At 61.4% G+C, this 13217-nt stretch carries 14 protein-coding genes; 8 read left to right on the forward strand and 6 right to left on the reverse strand.

Going from position 1 to position 13217, the window contains the following annotated elements; all coding sequences use genetic code 11:
- The first annotated feature begins 11 nt into the window (after positions 1–11).
- Together tnpC and M2352_RS03690 are read left to right on the forward strand one after the other, a co-directional pair.
- Positions 12–1655, forward strand: a complete 1644-nt coding sequence (tnpC, locus tag M2352_RS03685; RefSeq protein WP_264662671.1) for an IS66 family transposase — start codon at positions 12–14, stop codon at positions 1653–1655.
- A gap of 16 nt (positions 1656–1671) precedes the next feature.
- Positions 1672–2382: a tyrosine-type recombinase/integrase gene (locus M2352_RS03690; protein WP_264663151.1), complete on the forward strand. Its 711-nt coding sequence runs from the start codon at positions 1672–1674 to the stop codon at positions 2380–2382.
- Between the two features lie 30 nt (positions 2383–2412).
- Here M2352_RS03690 and M2352_RS03695 read toward each other — a convergent pair whose 3' ends face one another.
- Positions 2413–3234 (reverse strand): helix-turn-helix domain-containing protein, encoded by an 822-nt coding sequence (locus tag M2352_RS03695; protein WP_264663152.1) that lies wholly within the window; start codon positions 3232–3234, stop codon positions 2413–2415.
- 403 nt (positions 3235–3637) lie between these two features.
- Here M2352_RS03695 and M2352_RS26545 point away from each other — a divergent pair, with 403 nt between their 5' ends.
- Positions 3638–4264, forward strand: coding sequence for a sce7726 family protein (locus M2352_RS26545; RefSeq protein ID WP_406567227.1), 627 nt, complete (start codon positions 3638–3640; stop codon positions 4262–4264).
- Here the strand turns inward: M2352_RS26545 and M2352_RS03700 are convergent.
- Positions 4252–5418, reverse strand: coding sequence for a beta family protein (locus tag M2352_RS03700; RefSeq protein WP_264663153.1), 1167 nt, complete (start codon positions 5416–5418; stop codon positions 4252–4254). The genes M2352_RS26545 and M2352_RS03700 overlap by 13 nt on opposite strands.
- A gap of 581 nt (positions 5419–5999) precedes the next feature.
- Between M2352_RS03700 and M2352_RS03705 the strand changes: the two genes are divergently transcribed.
- Together M2352_RS03705 and M2352_RS03710 are read left to right on the forward strand one after the other, a co-directional pair.
- Complete coding sequence (locus tag M2352_RS03705) at positions 6000–6974, forward strand: hypothetical protein (RefSeq protein WP_264663154.1); 975 nt, start codon at positions 6000–6002, stop codon at positions 6972–6974.
- A gap of 4 nt (positions 6975–6978) precedes the next feature.
- Positions 6979–7575, forward strand: a complete 597-nt coding sequence (locus M2352_RS03710) for a hypothetical protein (protein ID WP_264663155.1) — start codon at positions 6979–6981, stop codon at positions 7573–7575.
- 161 nt (positions 7576–7736) lie between these two features.
- Here M2352_RS03710 and M2352_RS03715 read toward each other — a convergent pair whose 3' ends face one another.
- The 3 genes from M2352_RS03715 to M2352_RS03725 all read right to left on the reverse strand — a co-directional run bounded on the left by M2352_RS03715 (position 7737) and on the right by M2352_RS03725 (position 9368).
- Complete coding sequence (locus tag M2352_RS03715) at positions 7737–8060, reverse strand: hypothetical protein (RefSeq protein WP_264663156.1); 324 nt, start codon at positions 8058–8060, stop codon at positions 7737–7739.
- A gap of 295 nt (positions 8061–8355) precedes the next feature.
- Positions 8356–8838, reverse strand: a complete 483-nt coding sequence (locus M2352_RS03720) for a hypothetical protein (RefSeq protein WP_264663157.1) — start codon at positions 8836–8838, stop codon at positions 8356–8358.
- Positions 8835–9368: a hypothetical protein gene (locus M2352_RS03725; RefSeq protein ID WP_264663158.1), complete on the reverse strand. Its 534-nt coding sequence runs from the start codon at positions 9366–9368 to the stop codon at positions 8835–8837. Before M2352_RS03725 ends, M2352_RS03720 begins: the two co-directional genes overlap by 4 nt.
- Before the next feature lie 231 nt (positions 9369–9599).
- On the opposite strand from M2352_RS03725, the gene M2352_RS03730 reads away from it, so the two are divergent.
- Positions 9600–9722, forward strand: a complete 123-nt coding sequence (locus M2352_RS03730) for a hypothetical protein (RefSeq protein WP_264663159.1) — start codon at positions 9600–9602, stop codon at positions 9720–9722.
- A gap of 288 nt (positions 9723–10010) precedes the next feature.
- On the opposite strand, the gene zapE is transcribed toward M2352_RS03730, so the two are convergent.
- The gene (gene zapE / locus M2352_RS03735) at positions 10011–11189 is read right to left on the reverse strand and encodes a cell division protein ZapE (RefSeq protein ID WP_264663160.1); all 1179 of its coding nucleotides are present in this window, start codon (positions 11187–11189) and stop codon (positions 10011–10013) included.
- A gap of 231 nt (positions 11190–11420) precedes the next feature.
- Here zapE and M2352_RS03740 point away from each other — a divergent pair, with 231 nt between their 5' ends.
- A complete protein-coding gene (locus tag M2352_RS03740) occupies positions 11421–12104 on the forward strand; it encodes a fumarylacetoacetate hydrolase family protein (RefSeq protein WP_264663161.1) in 684 nt (227 codons plus the stop codon).
- A 17-nt stretch (positions 12105–12121) separates the two neighbouring features.
- On the forward strand, positions 12122–12916 hold the full coding sequence (locus M2352_RS03745) for an exodeoxyribonuclease III (RefSeq protein ID WP_264663162.1): 795 nt from the start codon (positions 12122–12124) through the stop codon (positions 12914–12916).
- The last annotated feature ends 301 nt before the right edge of the window (positions 12917–13217 follow it).

Genomic DNA, 13217 nt, shown 5'->3' on the forward strand with positions numbered 1-13217 from the left:
AAACTGGCGCCATGACCGCCGCCCCGCCCCCTGCCGCCGTGGCCGACGACATCGCCAGCTTGCGCGCCGCCTTGGCGCAGGCCGAGGCGCGGGCGGACGCGGCGGAAGCCGAAGCGGCGCGGGCCAGGGCGATGGCTTCGAACACCGAGGCGCTGATCGCCAGCCTGAAGCTGGAAATCGAGAAGCTCCGGCGCGAGCTCTACGGCACGCGCTCCGAGCGCAAGGCACGCCTGCTGGACCAGTTGGAGTTCCAGCTTGAAGAGCTGGAAGCGACGGCCAGTGAGGACGAGTTGGCAGCCGAGCAGGCCGCTGCCCGAACCACCGGGGTGACGGCCTTCACCCGCAAGCGGCCCTCGCGCCAGCCCTTTCCCGGCCACCTGCCGCGCGAGCGCGTCGTTGTGCCGGCCCCCGCGACCTGCCCGTGCTGCGGCTCGGACAAGCTGTGCAAGCTGGGCGAAACGATTACCGAGACGCTGGAGGTGATCCCGCGCCAGTGGAAGGTGATCCAGACGGTGCGCGAGCGGTTCTCCTGCCGGGCCTGCGAGACGATCAGCCAGCCGCCGGCACCGTTCCACACCACCCCGCGGGGCTGGGCCGGCCCCAACCTGCTGGCCACCATCCTGTTCGAGAAGTTCGGCCAGCATCAGCCGCTGAACCGGCAGGCCGAACGCTTCGCGCGGGAGGGCGTGCCGCTCAGCCTGTCCACCCTGGCCGACCAGGTGGGCACCGCCGCCGCGGTGCTGAAGCCGCTGCACGACCTGATCGCGGCGCATGTGATGGCGGCTGAGCGGTTGCATGGGGACGACACCCCGGTGCCCGTGCTGGCCAAGGGCAAGACCGATACCGGGCGCCTGTGGGTGTATGTGCGCGATGACCGGCCGTTCGCCGGCCAAGCCCCACCGGTGGCGCTGTTCCACTATTCCCGCGACCGCAAAGGCGAACATCCCGAACGGCACCTGGCCGGCTTCAAAGGCTGGCTGCAGGCCGATGCGTTCGCCGGCTACAACCGGCTGTACGAACCCGAGCGACAGCCGGGGCCGATCAGCGACGTGCTGTGCTGGGCGCATGCCCGGCGCGGCTTCTTCAAGCTGGCCGACATCGCTACGAACACCAGGCGCGGCAAGGATGCCCCGCCGATCTCGCCGCTGGCGCTGGAGGCCGTGACGCGCATCGACGCCCTCTTCGATCTCGAGCGTGCCTTGAACGGCAAGCCGGCGGCCGAGCGGCTGGCGGCACGCCAGGAGCATGGCGTCACCCTGGTAGCCGCGCTGGAGGGCTGGATGCGGACGGAGCGGGCCCGGCTCTCCCGCCATGCCCCCGTGGCCAAGGCGATGGACTACATGCTGACGCGCTGGGACGGCTTCACCCGCTTCCTCGGCGATGGCCGGCTGTGCCTGACGAGCAACGCCGCCGAACGCGGCCTGCGCGGGATCGCCCTCGGGAGGAAGGCGTGGCTGTTCTGCGGCTCCGATCGCGGCGGCCAGCGGGCGGCGATCATGTATGGCCTGATCACCACCGCCAAGCTGAACAACGTTGACCCGCAGGCCTGGCTCGCCGACGTGCTGGCGCGCATCAACGACATGCCACAAAACCGCCTGCACGAACTCCTGCCCTGGGAGTGGAAGGCGATGCGCGAGCAGGCAAAAGCTGCCTGACCGCGGTACTCAGCGGATGCTTACGGAGCGCTCGCGCGACCGCATTCTGAGCGACGGCGAACTCGGCGAACTCGCCCTGGCGCTCGGCCTGCTGGACGGCCGCACGATCTACCAGCGGGAGGCGGACGGCACCCGCCCGATCAGTCGGCAGACACTCGACGCCATGGCCCTGGCGCTGCTGCTCGGCCTGCGCGCCGGGGAGGTGCTGCGCATCCAGGCCGGCAACATCCAGGAGGACAGCGAGACGGGCTTTGTCCTACTGCGCGTGGCCGCACACGGCGGCAAGACGGCGGCGGCGCGCCGTGATCTGCCGCTTCCCCCCTTGGCGCTCAGCGTCCTACGCCGCCGCCAGCAGGCATGCGGGGATGGCCTCCTGTTTCCCAGCCCAAGCGGCAAGACCGCTGGCGCGCTCACCGTGGACGGGCTCGCGTGCGCCGCCCGGTTGCTGACTAACAAGCTGGGCCACAGCGACCTGGAAGGCCGGCGCTGGACGCCCCACGATCTGCGCCGCACTTGCGCCTCGATCCTCGGCGAATACGATACGCCCGACGCGGTGCAGAAGCGCATCTTGGGTCACGCGAGCGACGGGGTGACCGCGCGCGTTTACGACCGGTCGCGCCGGCTGCGGCAGATGCGGGAGGCGCTAATGTCGGTTGAGAAGCACACGATCATGCAGGCGCGCAAAGCCGCTGGGCTGGATACGGAGCCGGTGCGGATCGGCGGGTAGGCGTCACGCGCACTTCGGCCCACCATCGTCTCAGTCTCCGTTCCGCCACGGGCTGACCACAGCGGCGGTTTCGTTTGCTATAGGTTGACAGCCCAGCATGGGAAGCAGATCCGCCAATGACCGCATACCGGTCACCAAGTCCTCAATCTCCTGCTCGGTCAAACGCTCCCGCAAGATCTCGCCGACGGGTACCGCCCCGGAGAAGCGGGCCCCGAACGCAGCCTGGACGATCCGGCGGATTTCCCGTTCCCGCTCGATACGCTGACGGGCTTCCTTCCGTTCGTTGTCCACCCGACTCCGACCAGCAGGCAGAGCGCCGTCATGTTCAACAGGTCTTGTTGAATCCGGTCTTGTTCTGGGTGACAGCCGTGTCACGGGCCGAGGTGACGCCTCTGGCATCCCTCCGGCGACAGCGCTGTCACCCCCAGCAGCCTTTTCCACAGCCTGACCGGTGACAGCCGCGTCACCGGTTCTGTGGCGGGACGACACACCGCGACGACCACATTCACCGTATCGGGCGCGCCGCTTGTCCGTCTGAGCGACACCAATGGCCCGGCTCGACGCGAGATCTGCCGGATTGCGGATCACCCGAAACTGTCCTGCCTTTCCTTTAGCATCCACACGCACAACCCGGCCGTGCTCCTCCAGTTCGCAGAGCCAGCGCTGGAGACTACGGCGAGACACGCCTTGCTCATCGGCCAAGCGCCGCAACGAGCGCCGGCAAAGGCCCGAGCGGTCGGCATGGCCGCAAAGGAGGGCATAGAGCCACCGAGCGTCGCGTGAGAGTGCGCGGTCGCTCAGTGCGTCCACCGGGACGATGGCAAATGCACTGCCGCCGGTGATGTCGCTCATGATACCAGGCATGCAGGGCATCTCCAACGCGCCACCGGCATGCCGCACCTAGAAGACATAAGGCTACCCTGTAATTCTCAAACGGCATCTCAGTCGATACACAAGCTCTCGAAAAATTCATCATCCCCAAAGGGTACCGCAGCATAGCGTACAACTGAATACTGCGTCGTAGAGAATGCAAGATCCCGACGCCTTCCATCAGCATCGAGACGTTCATTCTTCGCACCGAATCAGCGACTCGGACGAATGTCTGCACGTCCGCTGGACGCTCCAGCCTGACAAGCGGCACACTAATCTTCACGCTTGCCTGAGCGCTGCGGTATTCGGTGCAAACACACCCACAGCCAGATAGCCGCCAAGATGGGTTGACGCGAATCCGATATAAAGATATCTTTATGTTTACATGGTTTTAAGGTGCGAAGGAACGGTGGTGACAGCTTCGCCCCTGCGAGATGGCGATATCCGGCGCCCCCTCCACCTGTGGCTGGAGAGGCAGCATGAAGGCTGCCCGGAAACCGGCATTATCCACGAGTTGAGGATACCACGCCCATCGGCGCGAGCTGATATCGCTGTCGTCAACGGAGAAATGGTCGGATACGAGATCAAGAGCGATGTGGATAGCCTCGCGCGGCTTCCAAGGCAGGCCCGCGCGTTCAACAGAGTTTTTGATCGGGCCTATATAATAACGACTGAGAAACACCTACACCAAGTCGAGGCGTCCGTGCCGTTTTGGTGGGGAATTGCCGTGCCATCATCAGGCGAAGGAACTAGCCTATTCAGCCTTATTCGCTCGGCAGGACAAAACCCATCGCCGAGTTTGGAGGCTGCCCTATTCATTCTGCGCAAGCCCGAACTGATCTCCATACTCGTCGCACATAACCTAGCAAAGGGTATGCGCGATAAGCGACATGCAGAACTAGTTAGATATGCAACTTCAAACATTGAGCAGGATACTTTGAAGGCAACCCTTCGCAAGACCTTGCGTGGACGCTTGGCGACGGCGCCCGCGCAGATGCCTTATTCGTCGTAACCCTCATCTTCGCCATCGAGACCTGCAACGTTCACGGCCGCAGCACCTATCTGCCGGTGGATATGAATGTTGACCTTCACCGCATGCCAGAAACGGGATGCGAGCACGTCGGCCGTATCTCCGTTGGCGGCCCGGCCAATCACCTCGGCGCCCCATACCTCTGGGACGGGCTGATAGCGTTCATGCGCCACCACTTCCTCCGCGCCAGCGCCCCAACCAGCTTCATCGTTGGCGTCCGGGTGGCGATAGACTAGCCACGCATCATTGAGGGGGTACACTACTGTAGCCCGGTAATCAGATGGCGTAAATGTAGTCATTCTGCGGATACGGTTCATTGCCGCATAGTCTCCGAATAGAAAAGGGAACGATTCCCTCGCAGCGCGCCAGATCCCCCAATCGTCGTTACGATAATAAATCAAACCATCATGATTTGGCTTCATGAATGTGTTGCTCATGCACACGGCGCGAATTAATGCGATTTGCGCAGGATCAAGCCCTTCCGTGATGCGCCCGATAGCATTCCGTGCGAAATTCGCGCGGTCACGGAGGCGCTGCCGCCCCTGCCCGCAATCTATAATGATGAGAAGATGGTCTGGCGAGTCGATAACCGAGATGATTTGGGAGATAATTTCAAAGATACGGGCGTTGTCCTCTTGTCGGATACGAATAGCTATTGATCCAGTCCTCGAAAAAAATGCCGCTTGCCGCAAGATTTGCCGGGCCTGCGCATCAGCGTCAGTGTATTGGATTACCGGTATTGCGTTAGGGAAGGTCGTCACCAGCCGTCGCCATGCGGAGAAACCGTCAGACGGGTCGAGCAATCGCGCAAGCCCCCTGTTGTAGGCTTCCTGCGCCTCACGCTCTTGCTCGACACGCTGCCGTTCGGCAGCCGGGTCCCGAGGATTTGCGGAGATATGGGGGTCAGGCGCGGGTTCATGGCACAAATCAAGAATGAATGCCCTCGCCCCGATGGTCTGCCTGATGTTGGCAATGGATGGGTCGAGGCTAGGGGAGTTTCCGCGCTGGCTTAGCTCAAGGACAGGGATTATCCAGTCCTTATCCGAATTTCCAAGGGATCGATAGCCCAGATGCTCTCCTGTCGAGCAACGCAACGCAGGATAGTATGGATATTGGGAGAAATCGACTATCGGCATGACGATCAGCTCCTTTGCCGCAGGAGAGGGCGCCCCCTCCTCCACCGCTAAAGAGCATACACCTTGAGACGAGCTTCTGTCGAATCCCACCTATCAGCGCGCATTCGCCACCAGCCCAATTCCACATACAATGGTATGCAACAACGGCGTCTGCGGCATAGCTTTCGACCATGGAAATTGCCTTACGCCCGGCCGTGCTGCCAGCGCGCACCATTCCACGCGCAGCGCTGCGTCGTGAAGACCGTTGCGGCTCTTCATCAGTGCGCGCCTCTGGCAATCAGCTTGGTTTCCTTGCTGCGCCTATGGCGGAACAGCTTGTAACTCATTCCATTAGGCACAGCATGTCTGAGGATAATTTACACTATTTTTAGCGTATAATTTGCAGCGCGCAGCCATCCAATTTTGAACGGGAAGTTCCCGAAATGTTCATGTATGATGCTCCTTCAGCGTTGGACTGTATGGGTAACACACAGCCAGAAAGAGAGGTGTTGTCGGGAGCTATAGCTTGGCACTAGCATCGGATGCGTCATGGACCGCCGTGGCCGCTGCGAGCCGCTAGGTTGCTAGAAGAGAGTAATAGGATGCGGAACGACCACAGAGAATTTTATGTATATGATTTAGAAATTGGAGTGCGAAAGGCGGGAGCAAAAGTACCAGACATGGAAACTGTAGTTTCCGTTTGGGACAAGCTGTCAAGGGCAAATAGGTGCCACCCCATCCAGAGTGGAAATATGACCTTATTAATCGGACAGGTGGAGATTAACCGGGAAAATAACGTGGCGACCATATTAGTTCGCCTGTCGAACAAGCTTGCCCCAAATAGTGTTTATTCCGATCCAACTACAGGAGATTTCAACGAGCACATCAAAACAGAAAATCAAGGCTCTGATTTCGCGTGCCACGTTTTGGTTTCCACAATTCAGGAAGAGAACAAGCCGAACGTATATACATGTATTATCGAAAGAGTTGCCGGACTGACTCCAAATCTTGCTCAGCGTGTCTTATCCAAGTTTCTCAACTTTGAATTCCACGAAGACACTACATCGTTCCAATACCGCTCCCCCGGAGGTGGGTTAGATCGGGCTGGTCAACCACGTATGGAAAGGTGCTGCCCACACATTGAATTGCGGGGCCGCCCTTCTGATTCGTTGGTTCGGGATATTAATAATGGCCGTATTCACGGGATATCATTAGTAAAAGTCGAACAAAATACCCCAATTGCTGGAGCTGCCTTCCTTACAAAAGAATCATCTGAGCTTAAGCTTGGGATTGATCGTGGGAATTTACCAGCAAATCTGTGGGATAATCTTCGCACAGCATTTCAAAGGAATGCTGGCAGTTATCAGCAGGCTAAAATTAGACTTGAGATGGATGGAACGAAAAGAAGCGTTACCGTAGATATCGATGCGCAAACCGGAGCCCCACTAAGAGATCTTTACATAAAATCTTTTGAAATCACCGACATCAGGCCACTACTAGCTCAATCAGCTCGCCAGATTGTACCGCATTTGCGGGATCATGCAATCCCAAGGCTACTGGAACACAGGACGGTATAGAAATATGCTGCGCCAGACAAGATATGAGCTACTTCGCGGCTTTGCATATCTCAGGATTATTCATCCTGAAATTCGAACCTATACGACGTGGCTACCGGTATGCTTGACGGTAATCGCACTTTTTTGCTATTTGGCGTTACCAGTTCCCCCAGTTTTGTTCGGGAAGGACGGAACCCTTGCGTCTCTGTTGACGCTTTTGTCCACGCTCCCGGGGTTTTATTTTGCAGGCCTTGCAGCCGTCGCTACCTTTGGCGGGGAAGGCATGGACAGGGAGATGCCAGATCCAGCACCACAAATACGGATAGTAGAATCCGGGCGGGACGTTCTAATTAAGCTGACAAGACGGCAGTTTTTGTCATATCTATTCTCTTATCTTGTTTTAATATCATTTATTATTTGCCTACTTATAATAGGATTGAATTCCAGTGTTGACTCCATCTCTTATGTGAAAACCTTAATATCTAGCTATAATTATGGAAAAGAAATGATTGCAGTTGGGCGGTTTTTGATTGTTGCTCCTCTAGCGATTTTGCTTAGCTCAATGCTGGTAGTAACATTGCACGGCGTGTTCTTTCTTGCCGAAAAAATTCATCTACCTTAAGCATAGAGAAACGTCCTTGCTGGAGATTTCGATTTAGTGTTCTACAGCCCACAACCGATTTTGTTGGCACTCTTAAAAAGATGAGACCGTTCACTGAGGTTTTAGAACTCCCCTGAATACGCAATCGCGCTACCTCCAAGCAGCACATATCGGCCAGTATTTTAGATCCGTCTGCGGTGGTGGATAGCCCAAATCTCGTCCTTGATAGCGGTGACTTCGTCCGCGTTCAGCTCATGCACTGCGTTCTGGATGGCTAGAAGCGCCACTACCATGTCCTCAATGTGTGCGATGGGGCCGATGAGTCGGTTCGGCTCATCCACGCCGTTGGCAACAGCGTCCAGGCCGAGTTCCAGGGCATAGAACAGCGCTTCGCTGTAGCTCCGCAGACCTTTGCTGGTTTGCAACAGGTCGATGCGATCCGACAAAGCCGTCGGCAGACGGACCGTCACCTTGCGCGTATCATTGGATAATGAGGTACGAGACATGGGATATCCACTCAACAGGTCTAAGAACAGGGCGCACGGCTGAACAATAAACACTTAGAGTTGCCAGCCGTTCCAGATATTTTTGCTGTGTTACAATGTATACGAAGCCGACGTTTGTCGGGCAATTTTTCCGTTGATCATCAATAACTTACGCAAACGCGTCGGACATCCTTTTATCTTGCTGAGCGATTTTGTCCGCCATCTCTACACCACGCTACGCCCCATTGCGCGGGCGTTATCCTTCGCCACCTCTTCTTCGATGCTGCACGTGATAAGCAGACGTTTTAGGCGTAGATCAGGGATGCGGCCGATGCGTCTTCGCGATCCGTTCGGCATCGGCGAGGACGCTCCAGATCAGTCGCCGCTCGGGTGGAGCGTCGTCGGACGGTTCGGTGAAGAGCTGGCCGGGCTCGTCCTGGACCATCCGCCAGAGGACCCGGAGACGGGCAACCAGACTGGCGGGCGTGTGTGCCGGCAGGGCGGCGATGCGCGTCTCGATATCGTCAAGGCGGGTGCACAGGGCTTCGAGGCGGTCGTCCAGCACATCGAGTCCGGTGGCCTTCGTGGCGGCCTTGTAGCGGGTGTAGTCGTCGGGCGGCATAGCAGCGGGGTAAGGGTAGCGGCCGATCCACTGCGCCTCCTCGGGAGCCGTGGCGCTCTTCAGGCAGGCAGCGATCAGCGTCTCGTGGTAGCGGCGCAGTAGCTTCCGGTGCTCCGCCCCGAGCCGAAGCAGCTCGGCATCCTTGCTCCACCGGATACGGGCTCTCCGGCGTGTCATGGTGGGCCTGTCGTGATCGCGGGTAGGTCGGGATGGTCCAGGGCGCTCAGCTCATTCAGGGCGCCTTGTACGAGCCGCCAGGAGGGGTCTGCGCGCTCGACCGGGTCGGCGAGTTCGAGGGCCAGGGCCAGCTTGGCGGCGATACCGGCGCGGGTCTGCGACGACTGGTCGATGATCGTTCTGACCAGGGTGTCGAGGCGGCGGTCCAGCTCCAGTTGGCGCGTCTCAATGTTCAGGAGGTCGCCGGCTTCAGGGGCGCCCGCCTTCATCGTCTCTTCGAAACGGTTGGCGCCGACCAGTTGGAGGAGCGCCTGCTCCAGGCGGCTCCACTCGCTGCGCAGAACCTCGGCTTGCACCATGTCGGCCTGCCATTCCCGCCAGAGCGGGAGGACGGGATCGGGTCCCGATGCCATGATTGAAGGAGCGAGCGTTGAGGAAGCAGCGACGCCGGCCAGCAGCTTGCGGCGGGAGAGCGGAGGAACGCTGGCGGGCGCTCCCGGATACAGGCATGCGCCATGGGCGTCGGCCATGAGATTCCCTTCCACCTCATCCGTGACCGTTTTACTATCACGCATGACCGGAATTCGTCAACACAAAACGATCTTGCGTGATCAAAAAAGGAAAACGGCATGCTGACGGGGGCACAGATCAGGGCGGCGCGCGCTTTGCTCGACTGGAGGCAGAACCGCTTGGCGGAGGAGTCCGGCGTGTCGGGGCCAACGATCCGGCGCATGGAAGGGGCGAAAGGGACGAGCAAAAGCTTGGTCGAGAACGTTGAGGCTGTCCGCCGTGCGTTGGAGGCAGCGGGGGTCGTGTTCCTGGCCGACGGGGAACAGCGTGCCGGCGGCCCCGGCGTGCGCCTGCGCGAACCGGAAGAGACCTGACCGCCCTTCCCCATCCTCCTGTTCGACCGGGAAACGACCATCCTCCCGTCCCGACCTGCGGTCCGGAGAACCCCGCCCGCAGCGGCGCGCAAGGCTGGCCGCAGGCCACCGCCGGAGGCGGCTTGGCCTTGCGCGGCGCGAGGACGGGGTTAGCCTCGGGAGCAGCGGACGGGGCGGCAGAGCGGCCCCTTCAGGCCGACGGATGCGAAGTTTTCATGGCTGCCCAGCCGTGCGGGCATGCCTCGTGAGACACAGGTGTGACACCGGCCGGAAAGCACTCGGAAAATATCAAGTAAGATGAGGGCGTTGCAGGTAGTCCTCGCTCTGCATCTCCATCAGGCGGGAGACGGTGCGTTCGAATTCGAAGGCGTGGGTGCCGTCGGGGTACAGGCGTTCGGGGGGGCCGTCGGCGGCGATGACCACGTTGACCTTGTGCTCGTACAGCGCGTCGATCAGGGTCATGAAGCGCTTGGCCTCGTTGCGCAGCTCGTCCCGCATGGTGGGAACGTTGTCGAGCAGCAGCGTGTGGAAATGGGTGGCGATGCCCAGGTAATCCGCCGCCCCCAGCGGCTTTCCGCACAGATCCCAGAAATCGGCGCGGGCCACCGATTTGGCGGCACAGGGGATCTCCACCCGGCGGCCCTGCACCAGAAGGTGGGTGGGCTCGCCCGCGGCACCGCCGGTCAGGGCGGCAAAGGCGCGGTCCAGGGCGGCGGACGCCGCAGGCCCGAGGGGATGGTGATAGATGGGCACGCCCTTTAGCCGGTCCAGCCGGTAATCGGTGGGGCCGTCCAGCGACAGAACGTCCAGCTTTTCCTTCAGCAAGGCGATGAAGGGCAGGAACAGTTCGCGCTGAAGCCCGTCCTTGTACAGCATGTCGGGCGGCCAGTTGGATGTGGCCACCACCACCACGCCCAGATCGAACAGATGGGTGAACAGCCGGCCCAGGATCATGGCATCGACGATGTTGGTCACGTGGAATTCGTCGAAGCACAGCAGCCACGCCTCGTCCGCGAGCGCGCGGGCCAGGTCGGGCAGCGCCTCGTCGGGGCCGTCGCCCTTGCCCTTGCCGGAGCGGCGGTGGTCGTGGATGCGCTGGTGGACCTCCAGCATGAATTCGTGGAAATGGACGCGGCGCTTGCGGTCCGCCGGGGCGGTTTCGAAGAACAGGTCCATCAGCATGGATTTGCCGCGCCCGACGCTGCCGTACAGGTAGAGCCCCTGGGGAGCGGTGGCGGCGATGTCGGGCGGCGGCGGGGCGGGGCGGCGGCGGCCCAGCCCGAAGCGTTCCAGCCAGCCGCCGGCCGAGGTCTTGCCGCCGTCGCCGGTGGGCTGGGGCCGGTAGCCCTTCAGCGCGTGATAGAGGCTTTCGAACTTTTCCGCCGCCAGTTCCTGATCGGGATCGGGGCGCAGCGTGCCGGTGCCCCGGCGGGCGCGGTACAGCGAAAGCGGTCCATTGAGGGGCATGGCGGCCAGCCCTGGCATCTGTCAAGCAAGACCCCCTTCCTAACGAATCGCAGCCGATGCCGCAACGCACATATCTCGACGGGTTCCAAGGGCCGCCGGCCCTTGGCGGGGGAAGCCCGAGGGGGGCGGCGCCCCCTTCGTATCCCTTCTCTGCCGAAACGGACTCTTGGCAAGACCGCGCCTTGCGGTTAACCCTGTGATGTCATCGACCAGCCCCGGAGCGTGTCCGCCATGGCCTACGCCTTTCCCCTGTGGCCCCATCCCGCCGTGCCGGTGGCGGGCAGCGATCCCTTTCCCGTGCGCCGGATCTATTGCGTCGGGCGCAATTACGCCGCCCATGCCCGCGAGATGGGGGCGGACCCGGACAAGGAGCCGCCGTTCTTCTTCATGAAGCCGGCGGACGCCATCGTCACCGACGGCGGCGTGGTGCCCTATCCCCCCGCGACGGCCAACCTGCACCACGAGGTGGAGCTGGTGGTCGCCATCGGGCGCGGCGGCAGCAACATCCCGGTGGAACGCGCGCTGGACGCGGTGTTCGGCTATGCGGTGGGGCTGGACATGACCCGCCGCGACCTGCAGAACGCCGCCAAGAAGGACGGCAAGCCCTGGGACATGGGCAAGGGCTTCGACCGCTCCGCGCCGTGCGGCTGCATCCAGCGGGCCGCGGCCATCGGCCACCCGTCCAAGGGTGCCATCCGTTTGACCGTCAACGGGGACGAGCGCCAGCACGGCGACCTGTCGGACATGATCTGGCCGGTGGCCGACACCATCGCGTACCTGTCGGGTCTGGTGGAGCTTCAGCCCGGCGACCTCATCTACACCGGCACGCCCGAGGGCGTGGGGCCGGTGAAGGCCGGCGACGTGCTGGAAGCGTCGGTGGAGGGTGTCGGCACCCTGTCCGTCACCATCGGGTAAGGGAAGACGCCGGCCCCATGCGCATCGTCACCTGGAACATCAATTCCGTCCGCCTGCGGATGCCGCTGCTGCTGCGCCTGATCGAACAGGAACAGCCCGACGTCATCTGTCTCCAGGAAACCAAGTGCGTGGACGCCGACTTTCCCTTCGCGCCGCTGGTGGCGCAGGGGTACGTGCACAACCATGTCCACGGCATGAAGTCCTACAACGGCGTGGCGATCCTGTCGCGGCTGCCGCTGGAGGGGCGGGACGTGCAGCACTGGTGCGACAAGCGGGATTGCCGCCACGCTTTGGGTGTGCTGCCCGGCGGGGTCGAGGTGCATTGCCTCTACATCCCGGCGGGTGGAGACATTCCGGACCCGGAACAAAATGACAAGTTCGCTCACAAGCTCCGCTTCCTCGACGACATGACCGCGTGGTGGGCGGAGCGGCGCGATCCGTCCCGCCCCATGGTGCTGGTGGGGGATCTCAACATCGCACCGCTGGAACAGGATGTGTGGAATCACAAGGCGTTGCTGGACGTCGTGTCCCACACCCCGGTCGAGGTGGAAAAGCTGGGCGCCATGCAGCGGTCGCTGGGTTGGGTCGATGCGATGCGCCGTTACGTTCCCGAAACGGAAAAGCTGTACACGTGGTGGAGCTACCGGGCCAAGGATTGGGCGGCGGCCGACCGCGGACGGCGCCTGGACCACATCTGGGTCACCCCGCCCCTGGCGGCGAGTCTGAAGGGAATCAAGGTCTTGCGCGAAGCCCGCGGGTGGGAGCCGAAGCCGTCGGACCATGTGCCGGTGCTGGTGGATCTCGATCCGTAACCGTAATTATTAGCAATCCGAAACAAAATTGATTTTTATTCCGCTAGCGGAATGTCTTGAATGCTGCGGCCGGCCGGCAGCCGGGGAGTGGCCGGGGGACGCCGGTCCATAAGGGATGGCGGAAAAGCGCTTGCAGTGCCCGGCGGAACGTCTATAGTCATCGGACGAACTCTCATACGTCGTGGCGGTCCGCTGATACGGTGGGCCGTCAGGATGCTTTGCGGGTGGGCCTTGGCCCACTCATTTTTTTATCGGCATAGGGACTATCCGGCGCCGCGCGGTTCCTTGGGCTTCACCGTCA

The organism is Azospirillum fermentarium, from assembly GCF_025961205.1.
Lineage (GTDB): Bacteria > Pseudomonadota > Alphaproteobacteria > Azospirillales > Azospirillaceae > Azospirillum > Azospirillum fermentarium.

Excerpts from the sequence above, each read along its gene's own strand:
- M2352_RS03700 (WP_264663153.1), bottom strand. The coding sequence starts at position 5,418 with ATGCCGATAGTCGATTTCTCCCAATATCCATACTATCCTGCGTTGCGT.
- M2352_RS03725 (WP_264663158.1), bottom strand. The coding sequence starts at position 9,368 with ATGGCCGACGCCCATGGCGCATGCCTGTATCCGGGAGCGCCCGCCAGC.
- M2352_RS03720 (WP_264663157.1), bottom strand. The coding sequence starts at position 8,838 with ATGACACGCCGGAGAGCCCGTATCCGGTGGAGCAAGGATGCCGAGCTG.
- M2352_RS03705 (WP_264663154.1), top strand. The coding sequence starts at position 6,000 with ATGCGGAACGACCACAGAGAATTTTATGTATATGATTTAGAAATTGGA.
- M2352_RS03695 (WP_264663152.1), bottom strand. The coding sequence starts at position 3,234 with ATGAGCGACATCACCGGCGGCAGTGCATTTGCCATCGTCCCGGTGGAC.
- M2352_RS03715 (WP_264663156.1), bottom strand. The coding sequence starts at position 8,060 with ATGTCTCGTACCTCATTATCCAATGATACGCGCAAGGTGACGGTCCGT.
- M2352_RS26545 (WP_406567227.1), top strand. The coding sequence starts at position 3,638 with ATGGTTTTAAGGTGCGAAGGAACGGTGGTGACAGCTTCGCCCCTGCGA.
- M2352_RS03740 (WP_264663161.1), top strand. The coding sequence starts at position 11,421 with ATGGCCTACGCCTTTCCCCTGTGGCCCCATCCCGCCGTGCCGGTGGCG.
- M2352_RS03690 (WP_264663151.1), top strand. The coding sequence starts at position 1,672 with ATGCTTACGGAGCGCTCGCGCGACCGCATTCTGAGCGACGGCGAACTC.
- zapE (WP_264663160.1), bottom strand. The coding sequence starts at position 11,189 with ATGCCCCTCAATGGACCGCTTTCGCTGTACCGCGCCCGCCGGGGCACC.
- M2352_RS03745 (WP_264663162.1), top strand. The coding sequence starts at position 12,122 with ATGCGCATCGTCACCTGGAACATCAATTCCGTCCGCCTGCGGATGCCG.
- M2352_RS03710 (WP_264663155.1), top strand. The coding sequence starts at position 6,979 with ATGCTGCGCCAGACAAGATATGAGCTACTTCGCGGCTTTGCATATCTC.
- tnpC (WP_264662671.1), top strand. The coding sequence starts at position 12 with ATGACCGCCGCCCCGCCCCCTGCCGCCGTGGCCGACGACATCGCCAGC.